The organism is Rhodococcus sp. SORGH_AS_0303, assembly GCF_030819335.1.
Lineage (GTDB): Bacteria > Actinomycetota > Actinomycetes > Mycobacteriales > Mycobacteriaceae > Rhodococcoides.
Genome location: NZ_JAUTBO010000001.1, coordinates 2,135,559 through 2,153,332 on the forward strand (window position 1 = coordinate 2,135,559; position 17,774 = coordinate 2,153,332).

Annotated in this window: 21 protein-coding genes; 18 read left to right on the forward strand and 3 right to left on the reverse strand. The window is 68.8% G+C overall.

Translation table 11 applies throughout. The features are described from left to right. Positions 1 to 23: 23 nt before the first annotated feature. The 5 genes from QE449_RS10100 to QE449_RS10120 all read left to right on the forward strand — a co-directional run bounded on the left by QE449_RS10100 (position 24) and on the right by QE449_RS10120 (position 3,350). Entirely contained in the window at positions 24 to 881 is an 858-nt protein-coding gene (locus tag QE449_RS10100; RefSeq protein ID WP_373428283.1) for a hypothetical protein, read from the forward strand. Between the two features lie 191 nt (positions 882 to 1,072). Beyond that, on the forward strand, positions 1,073 to 1,414 hold the full coding sequence (gene rplS / locus QE449_RS10105; RefSeq protein WP_027505024.1) for a 50S ribosomal protein L19: 342 nt from the start codon (positions 1,073 to 1,075) through the stop codon (positions 1,412 to 1,414). Between the two features lie 112 nt (positions 1,415 to 1,526). Then, a complete protein-coding gene (gene lepB / locus QE449_RS10110) occupies positions 1,527 to 2,282 on the forward strand; it encodes a signal peptidase I (protein ID WP_307108748.1) in 756 nt (251 codons plus the stop codon). Positions 2,283 to 2,293: 11 nt separating this feature from the next. Then, the gene (locus QE449_RS10115) at positions 2,294 to 3,037 is read left to right on the forward strand and encodes a ribonuclease HII (RefSeq protein WP_307108749.1); all 744 of its coding nucleotides are present in this window, start codon (positions 2,294 to 2,296) and stop codon (positions 3,035 to 3,037) included. A 7-nt stretch (positions 3,038 to 3,044) separates the two neighbouring features. Next, positions 3,045 to 3,350: a DUF2469 domain-containing protein gene (locus QE449_RS10120; protein ID WP_027505026.1), complete on the forward strand. Its 306-nt coding sequence runs from the start codon at positions 3,045 to 3,047 to the stop codon at positions 3,348 to 3,350. Positions 3,351 to 3,387: 37 nt separating this feature from the next. Here the strand turns inward: QE449_RS10120 and QE449_RS10125 are convergent, their stop codons facing one another. After that, a complete protein-coding gene (locus tag QE449_RS10125) occupies positions 3,388 to 3,690 on the reverse strand; it encodes a hypothetical protein (protein ID WP_204867859.1) in 303 nt (100 codons plus the stop codon). A gap of 198 nt (positions 3,691 to 3,888) precedes the next feature. On the opposite strand from QE449_RS10125, the gene QE449_RS10130 reads away from it, so the two are divergent. Genes QE449_RS10130 through dprA form a run of 3 tightly spaced genes read left to right on the forward strand, consistent with a single transcriptional unit; the run spans position 3,889 to position 6,907 of the window. Then, positions 3,889 to 4,245 carry a YraN family protein gene (locus QE449_RS10130; protein ID WP_027505028.1) on the forward strand — a complete coding sequence of 119 codons (357 nt, stop codon included), beginning with the start codon at positions 3,889 to 3,891 and terminating at the stop codon, positions 4,243 to 4,245. Further along, complete coding sequence (locus tag QE449_RS10135; RefSeq protein ID WP_307108750.1) at positions 4,245 to 5,756, forward strand: YifB family Mg chelatase-like AAA ATPase; 1,512 nt, start codon at positions 4,245 to 4,247, stop codon at positions 5,754 to 5,756. The genes QE449_RS10130 and QE449_RS10135 overlap by 1 nt, the downstream gene beginning before the upstream one ends. Next, a complete protein-coding gene (gene dprA, locus QE449_RS10140) occupies positions 5,753 to 6,907 on the forward strand; it encodes a DNA-processing protein DprA (protein WP_307108751.1) in 1,155 nt (384 codons plus the stop codon). Before QE449_RS10135 ends, dprA begins: the two co-directional genes overlap by 4 nt. On the opposite strand, the gene QE449_RS10145 is transcribed toward dprA, so the two are convergent. Beyond that, positions 6,827 to 8,158, reverse strand: a complete 1,332-nt coding sequence (locus QE449_RS10145) for a DNA cytosine methyltransferase (protein ID WP_081821169.1) — start codon at positions 8,156 to 8,158, stop codon at positions 6,827 to 6,829. The genes dprA and QE449_RS10145 overlap by 81 nt on opposite strands. A gap of 250 nt (positions 8,159 to 8,408) precedes the next feature. Between QE449_RS10145 and QE449_RS10150 the strand changes: the two genes are divergently transcribed. The 4 genes from QE449_RS10150 (at position 8,409) to QE449_RS10165 (ending at position 11,807) form a co-directional block, all read left to right on the forward strand. Beyond that, a complete protein-coding gene (locus tag QE449_RS10150) occupies positions 8,409 to 8,753 on the forward strand; it encodes an Lsr2 family protein (protein ID WP_027505031.1) in 345 nt (114 codons plus the stop codon). Between the two features lie 90 nt (positions 8,754 to 8,843). Then, a complete protein-coding gene (locus tag QE449_RS10155) occupies positions 8,844 to 9,587 on the forward strand; it encodes a siderophore-interacting protein (protein WP_307108752.1) in 744 nt (247 codons plus the stop codon). After that, the gene (locus QE449_RS10160) at positions 9,571 to 10,500 is read left to right on the forward strand and encodes a tyrosine recombinase XerC (protein WP_307109703.1); all 930 of its coding nucleotides are present in this window, start codon (positions 9,571 to 9,573) and stop codon (positions 10,498 to 10,500) included. The genes QE449_RS10155 and QE449_RS10160 overlap by 17 nt, the downstream gene beginning before the upstream one ends. Before the next feature lie 77 nt (positions 10,501 to 10,577). After that, complete coding sequence (locus QE449_RS10165) at positions 10,578 to 11,807, forward strand: AAA family ATPase (RefSeq protein WP_373428386.1); 1,230 nt, start codon at positions 10,578 to 10,580, stop codon at positions 11,805 to 11,807. Between the two features lie 7 nt (positions 11,808 to 11,814). On the opposite strand, the gene QE449_RS10170 is transcribed toward QE449_RS10165, so the two are convergent. Next, entirely contained in the window at positions 11,815 to 12,354 is a 540-nt protein-coding gene (locus tag QE449_RS10170) for a M23 family metallopeptidase (protein WP_307108753.1), read from the reverse strand. Between the two features lie 355 nt (positions 12,355 to 12,709). Between QE449_RS10170 and rpsB the strand changes: the two genes are divergently transcribed. The 6 genes from rpsB (at position 12,710) to QE449_RS10200 (ending at position 17,713) form a co-directional block, all read left to right on the forward strand. Continuing rightward, on the forward strand, positions 12,710 to 13,642 hold the full coding sequence (gene rpsB, locus QE449_RS10175; protein WP_056445046.1) for a 30S ribosomal protein S2: 933 nt from the start codon (positions 12,710 to 12,712) through the stop codon (positions 13,640 to 13,642). Positions 13,643 to 13,770: 128 nt separating this feature from the next. Next, a complete protein-coding gene (tsf, locus tag QE449_RS10180; RefSeq protein WP_027505036.1) occupies positions 13,771 to 14,595 on the forward strand; it encodes a translation elongation factor Ts in 825 nt (274 codons plus the stop codon). Positions 14,596 to 14,751: 156 nt separating this feature from the next. Then, the gene (pyrH, locus tag QE449_RS10185) at positions 14,752 to 15,477 is read left to right on the forward strand and encodes a UMP kinase (protein ID WP_027505037.1); all 726 of its coding nucleotides are present in this window, start codon (positions 14,752 to 14,754) and stop codon (positions 15,475 to 15,477) included. Between the two features lie 49 nt (positions 15,478 to 15,526). Then, the gene (gene frr / locus QE449_RS10190) at positions 15,527 to 16,084 is read left to right on the forward strand and encodes a ribosome recycling factor (RefSeq protein WP_027505038.1); all 558 of its coding nucleotides are present in this window, start codon (positions 15,527 to 15,529) and stop codon (positions 16,082 to 16,084) included. A 44-nt stretch (positions 16,085 to 16,128) separates the two neighbouring features. Beyond that, the gene (locus QE449_RS10195) at positions 16,129 to 16,995 is read left to right on the forward strand and encodes a phosphatidate cytidylyltransferase (protein ID WP_037185291.1); all 867 of its coding nucleotides are present in this window, start codon (positions 16,129 to 16,131) and stop codon (positions 16,993 to 16,995) included. 22 nt (positions 16,996 to 17,017) lie between these two features. Continuing rightward, a complete protein-coding gene (locus QE449_RS10200; RefSeq protein WP_307108754.1) occupies positions 17,018 to 17,713 on the forward strand; it encodes a class I SAM-dependent methyltransferase in 696 nt (231 codons plus the stop codon). Positions 17,714 to 17,774 lie beyond the last annotated feature (61 nt).

Genomic DNA, 17,774 nt, shown 5'->3' on the forward strand with positions numbered 1-17,774 from the left:
GGGCACGGCAGGAAGGCGCTGCGATGGAGCGGTGGATGCACCACGTCTCCGACGAGGGGCGCATCCCGCTGCTGTTCTTCCTCGTCGGGTTCATCGCCGGGTTCGTCTTCATCCGGTTCAGCGTCCGCATGATCCGCGCGCAGGTGTCCTGGTGGCCGGGCAACGTCACGCCGGGCGGACACCACGTGCATCACGTCGTGTTCGGTGTGGTCGCCATGCTGGTCTCGGGTATCGCGATGATCACCGTGTACGTCGACGGCACCCAGACCACGGGCGCGGCGCTCGCGGCGTTCTTCGGTATCGGTGCGGCACTGGTACTCGACGAGTTCGCGCTCATCTTCTATCTGGAGGACGTGTACTGGGCCGAGCAGGGCCGCACCTCCGTCGACGCGGTCTTCGTCGCCGTGGCCGCCACCGTCATGCTGCTGTTCGGTCTCAAACCGCTCGAGTTCTTCGACGTCGCCGGCTTCCGTGACGATCCCAGCGTCGCGGTGCGGAGCATCATCGTCGTCCTGGCCGCGCTCAATCTCCTCCTCGCCGCGATCGTCCTCGCGAAGGGCAAGATCTGGACCGGGCTCGCCGGCCTGTTCTTCCTGCCGCTGCTCGTGATCGGCGCGATCCGGATCGGCCGGCCGGGGTCACCCTGGGCGCGCTGGCGCTACACCCGACGCCCGCGGCGGATGGAGAAGGCCCTGCGGCGCGAGCGCAACCTGCGCCGTCCCGTCGTCCGCGCGAAGATCTGGATGCAGGACGCCATCGCGGGCACGCCCGACGTCGCGCACGTGCGCGCCGCTGCCGAGGACGAACTCGATCGCATCGTCCTTCCGGCGCCGGCGCCGGGGGAGTCGCGCCCCGATCGCGAATCGGTCGGCGCGGGCTGATCCGGCCGATTTCGTCGGGCACCGGTTCTCTGGCACAATCGTGGGGTTGCCTGACACCGGGCGTGCTACTCGCATGCCCGGCATCCGGTGGACACCTATTCGGAGTACGAACCAGTCGAGCGTCGACGGCATCCGCCGACGGCAGCCGCTCGGGTCCTCTGCTCGAGATCTCGTCACAGCAAGGATGAACCATGAACACCCTGGATTTCCTGGACAAGCAGTCGCTGCGCAGCGACATCCCCGAGTTCCGCCCGGGCGACACACTGAACGTGCACGTGAAGGTCATCGAGGGCTCCAAGGAGCGCGTGCAGATCTTCAAGGGCGTCGTCATTCGGCGTCAGGGTGGCGGCATCCGCGAGACCTTCACGGTCCGCAAGGTGTCCTTCGGCGTCGGCGTGGAGCGCACCTTCCCCGTCCACACCCCGAACATCGCCCAGATCGACGTGCTGACCCGCGGTGACGTGCGTCGCGCGAAGCTGTACTACCTGCGCGAGCTGCGCGGCAAGGCAGCCAAGATCAAGGAGAAGCGCTGATCTTCGGCGTTCCACTCGCTGGACGGCCGGACACAGGGGACTCGTTCCCCTGTGTCCGGCCGTTCTGCGTCCCGGTCGTTCTGCACCGCGGCGCTGCCGCTAATCTTGACCCGTGACGGACGAGCGCGCGGGCGACGACAACGACGAGGCGCAGCGAACCAAGAAGCCACGGTCCTTCTGGCGCGAGCTTCCGATTCTCATCCTGGTCGCCCTGGTGCTCAGCTTCCTCTTGCAGACCTTCGTCGCGAGGGTGTACCTGATTCCCTCGGAATCGATGGAGCCGACCTTGCACGGCTGCACTGGTTGCACCGGTGACCGCATCGTCGTGGAGAAGATCGGGTACCGCTTCGGCGATCCGACGGCCGGTGACGTCGTCGTGTTCCGCGGACCGCCGTCCTGGGACGGCGACTACGTCTCCACGCGGTCGTCCAACATCGTCGTCCGCGGCGCTCAGGAACTCGGATCCCTCGTCGGCCTGGTCGCACCGGACGAGAACGATCTGGTCAAGCGCGTCATCGCCACCGGCGGTCAGACCGTCGAGTGCTGCGACGAGCAGGGGCGCGTTCTCGTCGACGGCAAGCCGCTCGACGAGCCGTACATCACCATGGACTTCGACTTCGTGCCCGGCACGCTCACGTGTGACACCCCGATCCGTTCCGGGCGGTGCTTCGGGCCCGTCACCGTGCCCGAGGGCAACGTGTGGGTCATGGGTGACAACCGCAGCAACTCCGCCGACTCGCGCTTCCACGTCGCCGACGAACTGCAGGGAACCATCCCGCTGGACAACGTGATCGGCAAGGCGCAGGCCATCGTGCTGCCGCCCGGTCGCTGGGGTCTCATCGACGATCCGGACATCCAGGGGCAGTGAGTTCGGGGCCCATGAAGTCGACCACGCGGCTCTCCCGGACGTCGTGGCCGCCGCGCACCGTCATCCGTCGCGCGGGTGGCATGCGGACCATGGAGTCGGCCCTTCTCCGGTCGGGGCTCGGGCCCGTGGCGGGCGTGGACGAAGCGGGTCGTGGCGCCTGTGCGGGCCCACTGGTCATCGCCGCGTGCATCCTGGGCGATCGCGCCCGCGCCGCGCTGGACCTTCTGGACGACTCGAAGAAGCTGAGCGAGAAGACGCGGGAGTCGTTGTTCCCGAAGGTGATCCGCTGGGCGACGGCATACTCGATCGTCATCGTCCCCGCGGCCGAGATCGACCGCATCGGTATCCACGTCGCCAACATCGAGGGCATGCGCCGCGCGGTCGCCGGACTGTCGGTCGACCCCGGGTACGTCCTGACCGACGGTTTTCGGGTGCCCGGGCTTCCCGCGCCGTCACTCCCGGTGATCGGTGGGGACGCCACCGCGGCCTGTATCGCCGCCGCGAGCGTGCTCGCCAAGGTGCACCGTGACCGCATCATGCGCTCACTCGACGGAGACATCCCCGGCTACGACTTCTCCGTACACAAGGGCTACAACACGACGCTGCACACGGACGCCCTCGCCCGTCTCGGGGCGAGCCGGGAGCACCGTCGCTCGTGGTCGAACGTCGCCTGCCTCGAGGATGCCGGCGCCGCACCGACGGTGTCGCCGCAGGAGCGGGGTCGATGGGAACACGAGGGCGCCGATGCGCGATGATGGCGGCATGAGTGCCGAGGATCTCGAGAAGTACGAAACCGAGATGGAACTGTCGCTGTACCGGGAGTACCGCGACATCGTCGGCCAGTTCACCTACGTGGTGGAGACCGAGCGTCGCTTCTATCTCGCGAACTCGGTGGAGATGATCCCGCGGAACGCGGACGGCGAGATCTACTTCGAGGTGCGGATGTCCGATGCGTGGGTGTGGGACATGTACCGACCCGCGCGCTTCGTCAAGCACGTCCGGGTGATCACGTTCAAGGACGTCAACATCGAGGAACTCGACAAGCCGGATCTGAGACTTCCTGAGTGACGGGGACTTCCCGAGTGACGGGGACTTCCCGAGTGAATCAGCGCTGATCCGTCCCCAGGATGCGCGCGTTGAGGTGCCACCCCTCGTAGCCGTCGTCCACGCCGCCGCGCTGGTCGTGCTCGATCGACGCGCGCGGAATGGACAGGATGCGTGCCGTCCGTAGCGCCCACGAGTAGTCGCCGCACCCCACCTCCCTGGTCGATTCCCGACCCAGCGCATCGTTCGACGTCCACAGCAGTGCATAGGGGTGAGCGGGCCGCCGATCGTCCGGCACGCGGCGGAGAAGGAACTCACTGCCGGACGGCGTCCCGCTCGCCGACGAGTCGCGTGCAGTGTTCATGACCCGATCATCGCAAACCCCACGGCCGAGCGCCGCGCAACAGGGGGTTTCGGTGGTCCGTCATCCCCGGGTCGAGCGTCGTCCCCGGGTTTTCTGCGGCCGCAGGTCGGCGCCGCGGCACGGTCGCCGCGTGCCTGCACAGTCGTGCTCCGACACCGGGTGTGCCCACCACCGGGCACCGGGTCGGCGAGGGGAGCCATGGCGACGAACGCGGAAATGGGCAGAGCGGGCGAGGAAGCTGCCGCGTCGTATCTGACGACGGTGGGTCTGCGGATTCTCGACCGCAACTGGCGGTGCCGGCACGGCGAGGTCGACATCATCGGCGTGGACGGCGACACCGTCGTGTTCGTCGAGGTGAAGACCCGCTCCGGCGACGGGTACGGCACTCCGGCCGAGGCGGTCACGCCGGCGAAGGCGCAGCGCATCCACCGGCTGGCCGGGCTGTGGCTCGCCGAGCGGTCCGGTCCGTGGGTGCCGGTGCGGTTCGACGTCGTGGAGGTTGTGATCGCCGACGGCCGGGGGCCTCTGCTCTCGCATCTGAGGGCGGCGTTCTGATGGCTCTGGGACGGACGTTCTCGGTCGCCGTCACGGGCATCGACGGCATCCTGGTGGAGATCGAGGCCGACGTGGGGCGGGGCCTGCCGGGCGTGCACGTGGTCGGACTCCCCGATGCGGCGCTGCAGGAGTCACGGGACCGAGTGCGGGCCGCGGTGAACAACTCCGGCCAGAGCTGGCCCGCGTCCAAGGTGGTGCTCGCGCTGTCGCCGGCCACACTCCCGAAAGTGGGATCCGTGTACGACCTGGCACTGGCGTGCGCGGTGCTCGGCGCCGCCAAGGTGGTGCCGCCGGGTCTGTTGGCCTCGACGGTGCTGGTGGGTGAGCTGGCACTCGACGGGCGGGTGCGGAGCGTGCGAGGGGTCCTTCCCGCCGTGCTCGCCGCACGCGGAGCGGGATGGACCCGCGTGGTGGTGCCGCAGGACAGCCTCGCCGAGGCGGGCCTGGTGGGCGGGATCGAGGTCCTCGGGGCCGCGCATCTTCGGCAGGTGATCGAGTGGCTCTCGCACCGGTGCACTCTCCCGGAACCGATGCCGACACGGCCGGGTCCGGAGCCCCGGTACGGCGATCTCGCCGACGTGGTCGGACAGTCCGAAGCACGCTGGGCTCTCGAGGTCGCGGCCGCCGGCGCACACCATCTGATGTTCACGGGGCCGCCCGGTATCGGCAAGACGATGCTCGCGGGTCGGCTGCCCGGACTGCTGCCGCCGCTGACGGAGGGTCAGGCCCTGGAGGTGACGGCGGTGCACTCCGTCGCGGGGACACTCACGGCGGAGTGTCCGTTGATCACCACCGCCCCGTTCATCGCGCCGCATCACACCACCTCGGTGGCGGCACTGGTGGGCGGCGGAAGCGGCATGGCGCGACCGGGTGCGGTGAGCCGGGCGCACCACGGCGTGCTCTTCCTCGACGAGTGTGCCGAGATGTCGGTGCGCGTGCTGGAGGCACTGCGTACCCCGCTGGAGGACGGCGAGGTGCGCATCGCGCGGCGCGACGGGGTCGCCCGCTATCCCGCTCGCTTCCAACTGGTGCTGGCGGCCAATCCGTGTCCGTGCGCCTCGCCGCGGACCGCCGACTGCGTGTGTGCGCCGAACGCCCGCCGGCGCTACCTCGGCAAGCTGTCCGGACCACTGCTCGACCGGGTGGACCTGCGGCTGTCGATGCAGCCCGCTGCGACCGGATTGTTGACCGACGACGTGGGGGAGACGACCGAGGTGGTGCGCGGCAGAGTGACGGCAGCGCGGCAGGCGGCGGCGGAGCGGTGGTCCGAGTTCGGCTGGCGAACCAATGCCGAGGTACCCGGATCAGCACTGCGCCAGCGCTTCCGGCTCGAACGCGAAGCATTGATTCCGATCGAACGGGCGCTGCGGCGCGGTGGCATCACGGCGCGGGGCGCGGACCGCATCCTGCGCTTGGCCTGGACGCTCGGCGACCTCGAGGGGCGGATGTCTCCGGGACCCGAGTGCGTGGCGTCGGCGATGAGTTTTCGCGAACAGGGGAGTGGCGTGTGAGTGGAGCGCAGAATCCGGAGACCCTGGCGTGGGCGTACGTCTCGACGGTGGTGCAGGGTCCGTCGCGCGCCGTCGAGCAGCTCATTGCCTCGCGCGGAGTGGTGGACGCCGCGGCGACGATGCGCACCGGGGACGTTCCGAAGGCGGTGTGGGACCGCGTGTCGGCGCGGGCACATCTCGACACCGCCGCGGCGAGCCTCGACCTGATGGCTGCGATGGACGGTCGACTGGTGGTGCCGTCGGACGAGGAGTGGCCCGCCTGGCGGTTCCTCGGATTCGAGCGGCCGGACGGGGCTCTGCCCACTCGCGACGGCGGTGCGCCGTTGGCGTTGTGGGTGGTGGGTCCGGCGCCGGTGGCGTCGTCCACGGAGCGGGCGGTGGCCGTGGTGGGAACGCGCGCCGCGACGAGCTACGGGGAGCACGTGACGGGTGAGATCGCGGGAGACCTGGCCGTGGACGGGTGGACGGTGGTCTCCGGCGGCGCGTACGGCATCGACGGTGCGGCGCATCGCGCCGCGCTGGGCGTGGGCGGCTGCACGGTGGCGGTGCTGGCGTGCGGCGTCGACCGGGCGTACCCGGCGGGGCACGAGCGTCTGCTGCGGAGAGTGTCGGAGACGGGTGCGGTGGTGTCGGAGTATCCGCCGGGCACACCACCCGCCCGGTACCGCTTCCTCTCCCGCAACAGGCTGGTGGCCGCACTGTGTGACGGCGTGGTCGTGGTCGAGGCGGGATGGCGCAGCGGGGCGCGTAACACGGCGTCGTGGGCACGGGCACTGGGGCGACCGGTCATGGCGGTACCGGGGCCGGTGACGTCCGCGTCGTCGACGGGGTGCCACCGGATGATCCGCGAGGGCGAAGCGCGTCTGGTGACGGGTGCCCGGGACGTGGTGGCCGAGGCGGGTGCGGTGGGTGCGGGTGTCGAGGACGACGACCGGGACGCCCTGTTCGGCCGCGATCTCGATCGCCTGCCGCAGACTCCCGCCCGCGTGCTGGACGCGTTCCCGGCCACGGGAGCCCGAACGGTGCAGCAACTGTCCGTGGACTCCGGCGTGCCCGTGTCGGCGGTGCGGTCAGCGCTGGTGGTCCTCGAGATCGAGGGACACGCCGGCCGCGACGAGGCGGGATGGGTGCGCATCGAGAAGATCCGGTGAGGGCTGTGCCGGGAGCAGGTCCTCTGCCCGCAGGGAGGTGCCGGGCAGGATCGCGTCGCGCAGGTCCGGCTTGACGCCGCTGATGATCCAGGTGCACAGCGCGGCGAGCTGAGCGGACACGAGCGGCGGTACCGCGTCCCCGATGTGGCGGTACATGTTCGACAGCGATCGCGCGCGGAACACGTAGTCGTCCGGAAAACCGTTCAGCAGGGCCAACTCTCGCACCGTGCACAGCCGGTCCTGCTCGGGATGGGTGTAGCGGCCGTTGCCGAAGTGGGCGCACTCCCGTTTGACGGTGGGCGCGGGACGGTCCCACCACAGTCGGCCGTAGACGTCGGGGTGCGACCCCAGGCGCCCGGCGGCGACGAGGCGCTGCATCGCGGGCGTCAGGTGGTCGTCGCCGCCGGGGGCGGACCTGAGGTCGAGCCAGGAACCGCCGTCGTGGGGGAGGGCGTGGAGGCGGCGGCGGGTCGACTCGCGACCGATGCTGGGCGAGAGGTGCATCGGATCGCCGGACGCCGTCTCACCGGCCTCGACGCGGGGCAGGTGGCCGATCGCGCGCCGCACCGTGATCGCCTCCGGTGCGATGGTCCTGCCCTCCCACAATTCGGAAAGAGTGTGCAATTCGTGATCGCGCCGCACCGCGACCACCAGGGATCTCTCGCGTCGTTGCGGTAAGCCGACCGTACTGAGCATGTGCACCGAGGCATCGACGTCGTAGCCGAGGTGATCCAACCGCAGAGCCAACGCGTCGAGATGACCACGGAAATTACCGCCGACCAATTCTCGTGCGTTTTCCATGACGAGGACGATCGGGCGCAGAGCCTCGACGGAGTCGGCGACACGGGTCACGAGCGAATTGCGTGGATCGTCGGTGAGATGATTTCGAGGATTTGCACGGGAGAAGCCGGTGCACGGCGGGCACGCGCTGAGTACGTCGAGTGGTCGTCCGTTCAGACGCGGGGCGAAGAGTCGCGCCAACTCGGCCCCGGTGACAGCGGAAAGATCCACGGCGTGCGGCACCGTTCCGATATTCGCCTCATAGGACGCATTGCATTCGAGAGATCCGCGCGCACTGCTCGGTTTACCCAGTTGTGCGTCCGCCGCGCCGACGACATCGAAGGCGCCGTGTCGTGCGAAGCCGCAACTCATTCCGCCCGCACCGCTGAAGAGATCGACGAAGGTCAGCGAACCGGACGGTCTCGTCGTCGACGACACGGCACGCGTTTCCGAGAAACTCTGTGCGGTCATCCGTGAACCCTTCGTGGCCGACGTCGACGGGAGTGGCCGCGTCGAGTGTGCGTCCGTCACAGTACCGGCGACCGCGGTGAGCCCGATCGTCCCGTGTCGGTCACGAACGACAGGTCGTCGAAATCACGACCGAGATGTCGTGATTCGGATGTTGTCAGGGCGGTGTCGGGTCGGTGTCACGATGTCGGCCATCTCGGCTGTTATCTTGGAGGAAATTCTTTCTCCACCCGGTATCGAGGAGCGCAGAACAATGGCACGACGCACCACCGTCCAAATGATCGACGATGTCGACGGTTCACTCATCAAGGACGGGCAGGGCGAGACGGTCGAGTTCGCGGTCGGAGGCGTGTCGTATTCGATCGATCTCAACAGCAAGCACGCCAACGAGTTGTACGACCAATTCGCATTCTGGATCGAACACGCGGAGAAGGTGGGCGGCAAGAAGTCTCGCCGGAACGGGTCCGCCGCGGCGCCGAAGAAGGGCCGCCAGAATCTGCAGGACGTGCGGGCGTGGGCCAAGGAGAACGGCTTCGAGGTCAGCACCCGCGGGCGCATCAGCCAGGAGATCCAGGACGCGTACGACGCCGCGCACTGACCTGTCGTGGGGCCGGTCGGCGAATTAGGGTAGGCTAACCACGTCTTGCGCCCCACCGGCGGCAAGGCCCGTACCCGATGGAGGTGCCCTGTGGCGCGACGACTGACCACCCTGACCGTTCTCCGCACCGAGCGGCTCACCCCGCACATGGTGCGCGTGGTGCTCGGCGGTGCGAACTTCGACGAGTTCGCGCCGTCCGAGTTCACCGACAGCTACGTCAAGCTGCACTTCGGTGACGCCGACGAGCCGACGTTGCGCACCTACACGGTGCGATCGGTGGACACGCAGGCCCGCGAAGTCGCCATCGACTTCGTCGTCCACGGCGACGAGGGTGTCGCCGGCCCGTGGGCGCTGAGCGCCGCGGCGGGGGACCAGCTCTCGTTCTTCGGTCCCGCCGGCGCGTACTCGCCTCGTGCGGACGCAGACTGGCACCTTCTCGCCGGCGACGAGACGGGCGTGCCCGCCATCTCCGCAGCACTCGCGGCGCTTCCCGAGGGAGCCGTCGCGCGAGTGGTGCTCGAAGCAGCGAGTCCGGAGGACCGCGTCGAGATCGCGGCGCCGACCTCTGCCGACATCCGCTGGGTGTACCGCGACCAGGATTCGGGTGGCTCACCGCTGGCCGCCGCCGTCCGTGCGGTGGAGTGGCTGCCCGGTCAGCCTCATGTCTTCGTGCACGGTGAAGCGCAGTCCGTGATGCACGAGATCCGGCCTTACATCCGCAAAGAGCGTGGCGTGACTGCGGAATGGGCCTCGATATCGGGATACTGGCGTCGTGGCCGCACCGAGGAGGGATTCCGCACCTGGAAGCGAGAACTCGCTGCCAGCGAATCCTGACGATCTCGCGCTCCTCGCGAGATTCACCGAGCATCTCGCTCTGCAACGCAACCGCTCCGAGCACACCGTGCGCGCGTACGTCGGCGACGCCCGTGCTCTGATCGGCTTCTGTCGAGACGCGCACGGTGATCCGTCCGCGGCACTCGACGACGTGATCACACTTCGCTCCCTGCGCTCGTGGCTCGCCTCGATGTCGGTCGCGGGAGTGTCCCGCTCGACTCTCGCGCGTCGAGCGAGTTCGGCGCGCACCTTCACCGCGTGGTCGTGCACCGTCGGAGCACTCACCGCGGACCCGGCGGTGCGGCTGTCGGCACCGCCGTCGCGTCGGACGCTCCCGGGCGTGCTGCGTGAGCGTGACGCTCGGGACGCGATGACGGCCGCGACATCCGGTGCCGAGCAACAGGATCCGATGGCCCTGCGCGACAGGGTCGTCGTAGAGCTCTTGTACGCGACCGGAATCCGGGTCGGCGAACTGTGCGGTCTCGATGTGGACGACGTGGATCTCGACGGACGGGTGCTCCGCGTCCTCGGCAAGGGCGACAAGGAACGCGTCGTACCGTTCGGCGCGCCCGCGGAGGACGCGGTGGTGCAGTGGTCGACCGTGGGCCGCCCCGCCCTGGCCACACCGGACTCCGGCGCGGCCCTGCTCCTGGGTCGTCGCGGCGGACGCCTGAATCAGCGGCAGGCGCGCTCGGTGGTGCACGAAGTGCTGTCCGCCGTGCCCGGTGCCCCGGACCTGGGTCCGCACGGCCTCCGACACTCCGCCGCGACCCACCTGCTCGAGGGCGGCGCCGATCTCCGCGTGGTGCAGGAACTGCTCGGGCACGCGTCGCTCGCCACGACGCAGATCTACACCCATGTCTCCGTGGAGCGGCTGCGCGCGGTCCACGATCAGGCGCATCCGCGAGCCTGACGTCGGGTCCTGTCGACCACCTCGCACGCTCGTGCACGTTTGGTACCGTCTGCACGGGGGATGTGACCGTGCCGGCGCTGGGAACCACACCGTTCGTCCCTGATCGGCAATCGGAGCAGACCGTCGACAGGAGGGTGGGGACCGTGGATCGTCGAGACGACAGGCCGCACTCCTCCGGTCCCGGCAGCCGGGCGGGTACGAACGGACCCTGGTCTCCGCCCGAACCGGAACGATTCTCTCGGCCGTCCGTTCCGCCCTCCCACGTTCCCGCACCGCACCATCCGGGCCTCGCCGATCCGCGACGCGACTCGGCCGCCTTCGGTGCGGAGAGTCCGGTGCGCCGACCCGGGTCGCCCTTCGTCTCGCCGGCCCCGTCCTCCACTCGGCCGGGGTGGCGCCGCACCCTGGATCGCGTCCTGGGCAGTGGGCGACCGGGTGGCCGTGGTGCGGTCGCCTCCGAGGCGGAGCGTCGCCACCAGATCGACCGCATTCGACAGCCGCTGCGCAGCGATTACCGGATCGCCTTCCTGTCCCTCAAGGGCGGGGTGGGCAAGACGACCGTCACCGTCGGGCTGGGGTCGGTGTTCGCTTCCTTGCGACGCGACGACGTCATCGCCGTCGACGCGAACCCCGACTTCGGAACGCTGGGGGAGCGCGTCCCGCGGCAGACGATGTCCACTGTGCGCGATCTCCTCGCTGCCCGGCCGACCATCCGGAGTTACGCCGACATCAGGGAGCACACCTCCCAGTCGTCGAGTCGTCTCGAGGTCGTCGCGGGGGAGCGTGACCCGGCCGCGTCGGAGGCGTTCACCGAACAGGACTACCGCGCGGTCATCGACACCCTTCGAGCGCACTACAACCTGATCCTCACCGACTGCGGCACGGGCATCATGCACTCGGCGATGGAGGGGGTGCTGTCGCTGGCGCACGCACTGGTGCTCGTCAGCTCGCCGGCGGTCGACGGTGCCAAGAGCGCCGCCGCGACCCTCGACTGGCTCGGGCTGCACGGGTACGCGCACCTCGTCGAGCGGACCGTCGTCGTCATCAGCGCCCACCGACCGGGCGCCGCGAGCATCGACATGGACGAACTCACTCGGCACTTCCTCGCGCGCTGCCGCGCGGTCGTGGTGATTCCCTTCGACGATCATCTGGCGGAGGGCTCCGTCGTCGATCTCGATCGACTGCGCCCCCGCACGCGCGCCGCCTTCATGGACCTGGCGGCGATGATGGCGGACGATTTCCCCGACGCGGAGGGCCGGCACGCGTCCGCGCCGCAGTCGACGCCGCAGCGTCACCGCGCGTACTGAAGGCGCCTCACTCGGGCTCGGCCAGGGGTTTCAGCACCACCACACCGCGGTCGACGAGAGCCGTGGGATCGAGGTAGTCACGGCCGCGACGCGCTCCCCAGTGCAGGCACCAGGCGGCGCCGCACCTCTGGTGACCTGCCTCGAGGACACCGATCGGCTGACCTCGTCGCAGCCGGGTGCCGACCGTGACGGTGGGCGTGACCGGTTCGTACGTGGTCCGGAGGCCGTCGGCATGGTCGATCGAGACGACGGGGCGGCCGGCGACCGCACCTGCGAACACGACGACCCCGTCCCCGGCCGCGACGACGGTGTGTGTCGGATCGGAGCCCCCGTCGAGGTCGACGCCGCGATGGCCCGGCAGCCACCGCTCGGGTGGCGGGTCGTACGGGGTCACCACGGCGGGACGGGGCTGCAGCGGCCAGTCGAACGGGTGTCCGTCCGTGTCCGCGGCTGCTACGTATCCGGACGCCAGCAGGGCTGCCGCCAGCGCCGCGGACACGAGCGCCGAACGCGGCGACCAACGGCGGGCGGAGCGGAGACAGGTCATCCCCGCACTCTTGCGAACGCGACGACAGTGGTCCCGCGTCGAGCCACCGCACCCGGGGACGGACCGTCCTCCGTGCACAGGCGGTCGACCCGGTTATGACCTGCGGCGTCGCGGACGTACACTGAGTTCTGCGGCCTGTCCACACGGGTCGACTTCGCGCGCTCGTCGCGCTTCGGTACGGAACGGCACCTGTCGATCCTCCACCGGAGCACGGGTTCGTCGGCTGGTCCTGCACTGCAGGTCCGACGGACGACGAGCGCCAGGGCACGACACACCTGCGGTACGACGGACCCACGGGTTCGGCGATCGACGGTGCTCGCGCATCAACCGGCACACGAAAGAGAGATCCACAGCTATGGCTGTCGTTACCATGAAGCAGCTGCTCGACAGCGGCACGCACTTCGGGCACCAGACCCGTCGTTGGAATCCGAAGATGAAGCGATTCATCTTCACCGATCGCAACGGCATCTACATCATCGACCTGCAGCAGACGCTGACGTACATCGATCAGGCGTACGAATTCGTCAAGGAGACCGTCGCCCACGGTGGCACCGTTCTCTTCGTCGGGACCAAGAAGCAGGCACAGGAGTCCATTGCGGCCGAGGCGACTCGGGTCGGAATGCCCTACGTGAACCAGCGCTGGCTCGGCGGCATGCTCACCAACTTCACCACGGTCCACAAGCGTCTGATCCGGCTCAAGGAACTCGAGTCGATGGAGCAGACCGGTGGCTTCGAGGGCCGCACGAAGAAGGAAATCCTCATGCTCACGCGTGAGATGACCAAGCTCGATCGCACCCTCGGTGGTATCCGGGACATGTCCAAGGTCCCGTCGGCGATCTGGATCGTCGACACCAACAAGGAGCACCTCGCGGTCGCCGAGGCTCGCAAGCTGAACATCCCGGTCATCGCGATCCTGGACACCAACTGCGACCCCGACGTCGTCGACTACCCGATCCCGGGCAACGACGACGCGATCCGTTCCGCAGCACTCCTCACCAAGGTCGTGGCGTCCGCCGTGGCCGAGGGCGTGCAGGCGCGTGCCGGCCGCAACGCCGGTACGGACGAGAAGCCCGAGGTCGGTGCCGGCGAGCCCCTGGCCGAGTGGGAGCTCGAGCAGCTCTCGCAGGCCTCCCCGGCCGCCGAGGCGACGCAGCAGGCCGCTGCCGAGACCCCGGCAACCACCGACGCACCTGTCACGGAGGCTCCGGCCGCCGAGGGCGCGAACGGTGCGGCGGCTCCCGCCGAGACCGAGGCACCCGTCGCGGACGTTCCCACCGCGCAGAACTGATCACGGTCGAGACCCGGTGTGCCCGTTAGTGGCGCACCGGGTCTCGTTCTGATTCACCCCCTCTCTCGTCACACACGAGACGCATCACCCGTGCGTCTCCACGAGCAATGCAAGGAGGCTCGCCCACGATGGCGAACTACACTGCCGCCGACGTCAAGCGGCTCCGTGAGCTGACCGGCTCCGGCATGTTGGACTGCAAGAACGCGCTCGCCGACAACGACGGCGACTTCGACAAGGCCGTCGAGCAGCTCCGTATCAAGGGCGCGAAGGACGTCGGCAAGCGCGCCGAGCGTTCCACCGCCGAGGGTCTCGTCGTCGCGAAGAACGGTGTCCTCCTCGAGATCAACTCGGAGACCGACTTCGTCGCCAAGAACGAGGAGTTCCAGAACTTCGCGCAGTCCATCGCGGACGTGGCGGCCGAGGGCAAGCCGGCCGACGTCGACGCCCTGAAGGCGCTGCAGCTCGACGGCAAGACCGTCGACGCCGCACTGCAGGAGCTCTCGGCCAAGATCGGCGAGAAGCTCGAGATCCGTCGCGTCGTCTCCTTCGACGGTCCGGTCGCGACCTACCTGCACAAGCGCAGCTCGGACCTCCCGCCCGCCGTCGGTGTCCTCGTCGAGTACACCGGTGAGGGCGAGGCCGCAGCCGAGGCCGCTCGCGGCGCAGCGATGCAGGTCGCCGCGCTCAAGGCCAAGTACGTCACCCGCGACGAGGTCCCCGCCGACATCGTCGAGGGCGAGCGCCGCATCGCGGAGCAGACCGCCCGCGAGGAGGGCAAGCCCGAGCAGGCACTGCCCAAGATCATCGAGGGTCGCGTCAACGGCTACTACAAGGACGTCGTGCTGACCGAGCAGTCCTCGGTCCAGGACAGCAAGAAGACCGTCAAGGCTCTTCTCGCCGACGCCGGAGTCACCATCACGCGCTTCGTGCGTTTCGAGGTCGGCTCCAACTGAGCCTCGTGACACCCGAGTGACGTCATGACCGTGCCGTCCACCCCGAGGGGTGGACGGCACAGTCATGTGCGCCCCGTGCCGACGCATGGGGCAAGATCAGGCGCAACAGTGTCGTGCGGACACCGACCCGCACACGCCCCACGGACAGGAGCCTTCATGACCGAGTCGTCGCCCGCCCGCACCGGATTCTCCCGAGTGCTGCTCAAACTGGGCGGTGAGATGTTCGGTGGTGGCCAGGTCGGGCTCGATCCCGACGTGGTGCAGAAGGTGGCGGAGGAGATCGCGGACGTCGTCCGTTCGGGTGTCCAGGTCGCCGTCGTCATCGGCGGCGGGAACTTCTTTCGCGGAGCCGAGCTCCAGGTGCGCGGTATGGACCGGTCCCGCTCCGACTACATGGGCATGCTGGGCACCGTCATGAACTGCCTCGCCCTGCAGGACTTCCTCGAGAAGCAGGGCATCACCACGCGCGTGCAGACGGCCATCACCATGGGGCAGGTCGCCGAGCCGTACATCCCGCTGCGCGCCGAACGCCACCTCGAGAAGGGGCGCGTGGTCATCTTCGGAGCCGGCATGGGCATGCCGTACTTCTCCACCGACACCACGGCGGCGCAGCGTGCGCTCGAGATCGGCGCGGAAGTGGTGCTGATGGCCAAGGGTGTCGACGGGGTCTACTCCGCGGACCCGCGAGAGGATCCGACCGCCACGATGTACACCGAGATCTCGCACCGCGAGGTCATCGAGAAGGGGCTGAAGGTGGCCGATGCCACAGCCTTCAGCCTCTGCATGGACAATGGGATGCCGATCATGGTCTTCAATCTGCTCACCGAGGGAAACATCGCGCGAGCGGTGTCGGGTGAGAAGATCGGAACCCTGGTCAAGTGAGTCACCACGTGCAGTCGCTGCACACTCGAGGTTTTCGGAAGGAACGGTCGTGATCGACGAAGCGCTCTTCGACGCCGAAGAGAGAATGGAAAAGGCCGTCACGGTCGCGCAGAACGATCTGTCGTCCATTCGGACGGGTCGCGCGAACCCGGGGATGTTCTCGAAGATCGTGGTCGAGTACTACGGCTCGCTGACCCCCATCACCCAGCTCGCGGGCATCAACGTGCCCGAGGCGCGCATGGTGATCGTCAAGCCGTACGAGCAGGCCCAGTTGGGGCCCATCGAGACTGCGATCCGCAACTCGGACCTGGGGTTCAACCCGTCCAACGACGGACACATCATCCGGATCTCCATCCCGCAGCTCACCGAGGAGCGGCGCCGCGAGTACGTCAAGCAGGCCAAGAGCAAGGGTGAGGACGCGAAGGTGTCCATCCGCAACGTCCGCCGCAAGGTGATGGACGAGCTCAAGCGCATCCAGAAGGACGGCGAGGCAGGCGAGGACGAGGTCACGCGTGCGGAGGCCGAGCTCGACAAGACCACCGCGAAGTACGTGGCGCAGGTGGACGAGATCGTGAAGAACAAGGAAGCGGAACTGATGGAGGTGTGACCTCCGCACGTCCCGGTGGCCCAGATGAAGTGAAACGAGAAGCAGTGTCCGTATCGGCCGACAACGGTTCGACCGCCGATCCCGCCCCGAAGACCTCGCGGGCGGGCCGCGACCTCCCCGCGGCGATCGCGGTCGGCGGCGCACTGGGCGTGTCGCTCATCGTCGTCCTGGTCCTGGTTCCGCTCGTGTTCATCGGCATCGCCGCGGCCGCGGTCGCCGTCGCCTCGTGGGAGGTGACGAAGCGACTGCGGGAGTCCGACATCTCGGTGCCCCGGATCCCGGTGATCCTCGGTGGTCAGGCGATGATCTGGCTCGCGTGGCCGTTCGGCGCACTGGGCGCGCTCAGTGCGTTCGCCGCGACGGTGCTGGTCACGATGGTCTGGCGCCTGTTGTCCGGTGGTCTGGACGTGGCACCGAAGAACTACCTGCGCGACTGCGCGATCTCGATCTTCGTCCTGTCGTGGCTGCCGCTGTTCGGTGCGTTCGCGGCATTGCTGACCCTCGAGGACGACGGGGGCTCGCGCGTCCTCGTGCTCATGATCGCGGTGGTGTGTTCGGACGTCGGCGGTTACGCGGCCGGAGTCCTGTTCGGACGGCACGCGATGGCGCCGGCCATCAGCCCGAAGAAGTCCTGGGAGGGGCTCGGCGGATCGCTGCTCTTCAGTGTCGTCGGGTGCGTCCTCACCGTCACGTTCCTGCTGGACGCGAACCCGTTCGTGGGGGCCCTGCTGGGCGTGCTCATCGTCTTCTCCGCGACGCTCGGCGACCTGGTCGAGTCGCAGGTCAAGCGGGAGCTCGGGATCAAGGACATGGGGACGATGCTTCCCGGTCACGGCGGACTGATGGACCGCCTCGACTCCGTTCTGCCCAGCATCCTCGTGACGTGGATCGTTCTGACGATCTTCGTCTGATCCTGTGCCCGGTCGCGACGGCGTGATCGCCAGTCCGAACATCTGGAACTGGCCCGATGTGTACGAGGCCGAGAATCGCGCCCAGGACGTCACCGGCGAGATCGAGGCGGTGTTGCGGGATCTCACGCCGTGGGCGGGACGCGACGTCGTCGACGTCGGATGCGGAACCGGATTCCATCTGCCTCTGTTCGCCCGCGAGGCACGGTCCGTGGTCGGTGTCGAACCACACCCACCACTGATCGAGCGTGCTCGGCACCGGGTCGCGGGCTCCGCTGTGCGGGTGCTCCGGGGGACTGCGGATCGGCTGCCGCTGGAGGACTGCTCGGCGGACGTCGTGCACGCCAGGACGGCCTACTTCTTCGGGCCGGGATGCGGGCCGGGCATCACCGAGGCCCTGCGCGTCCTGCGCCCCGGGGGTGTGGTGGTGGTGGTGGATCTCGACGCCACGGTCGATCCGTACGGAGGATGGATGCGCCGTGACCTGCCGCACTACGACCCCCTCACAGTCGAACGATTCTTCGCCGCGCAGGGTTTCGACCTGCGCCGGGTCCGGACGCGGTGGTCGTTCGCGGACCGCGAGGAGGCCGCTGCGGTGCTGGGAATCGAGTTCTCGCCGCGGGTGGCCGCTCGCGCGCTGCGGCAGCTCACCGGCACGTCCGTCGAGGTCGGATACCGGGTGCACACTCGTCGCAGACCGCACGGACTCGAGACGGCCTGAGCCGCCGCGTCGGCGATCAGAAATCGAGAAGCAGCCCCGATGCGCACCGGCTACCGTGTCC

What these genes read in the sequence shown, in the direction of transcription:
- QE449_RS10100 (WP_373428283.1), top strand. Translation starts at nt 24, where the DNA reads ATGGAGCGGTGGATGCACCACGTCTCCGACGAGGGGCGCATCCCGCTG.
- rplS (WP_027505024.1), top strand. Translation starts at nt 1,073, where the DNA reads ATGAACACCCTGGATTTCCTGGACAAGCAGTCGCTGCGCAGCGACATC.
- QE449_RS10115 (WP_307108749.1), top strand. Translation starts at nt 2,294, where the DNA reads ATGAAGTCGACCACGCGGCTCTCCCGGACGTCGTGGCCGCCGCGCACC.
- QE449_RS10120 (WP_027505026.1), top strand. Translation starts at nt 3,045, where the DNA reads ATGAGTGCCGAGGATCTCGAGAAGTACGAAACCGAGATGGAACTGTCG.
- QE449_RS10125 (WP_204867859.1), bottom strand. Translation starts at nt 3,690, where the DNA reads ATGAACACTGCACGCGACTCGTCGGCGAGCGGGACGCCGTCCGGCAGT.
- QE449_RS10130 (WP_027505028.1), top strand. Translation starts at nt 3,889, where the DNA reads ATGGCGACGAACGCGGAAATGGGCAGAGCGGGCGAGGAAGCTGCCGCG.
- QE449_RS10135 (WP_307108750.1), top strand. Translation starts at nt 4,245, where the DNA reads ATGGCTCTGGGACGGACGTTCTCGGTCGCCGTCACGGGCATCGACGGC.
- QE449_RS10145 (WP_081821169.1), bottom strand. Translation starts at nt 8,158, where the DNA reads ATGACCGCACAGAGTTTCTCGGAAACGCGTGCCGTGTCGTCGACGACG.
- QE449_RS10150 (WP_027505031.1), top strand. Translation starts at nt 8,409, where the DNA reads ATGGCACGACGCACCACCGTCCAAATGATCGACGATGTCGACGGTTCA.
- QE449_RS10170 (WP_307108753.1), bottom strand. Translation starts at nt 12,354, where the DNA reads ATGACCTGTCTCCGCTCCGCCCGCCGTTGGTCGCCGCGTTCGGCGCTC.
- rpsB (WP_056445046.1), top strand. Translation starts at nt 12,710, where the DNA reads ATGGCTGTCGTTACCATGAAGCAGCTGCTCGACAGCGGCACGCACTTC.
- tsf (WP_027505036.1), top strand. Translation starts at nt 13,771, where the DNA reads ATGGCGAACTACACTGCCGCCGACGTCAAGCGGCTCCGTGAGCTGACC.
- pyrH (WP_027505037.1), top strand. Translation starts at nt 14,752, where the DNA reads ATGACCGAGTCGTCGCCCGCCCGCACCGGATTCTCCCGAGTGCTGCTC.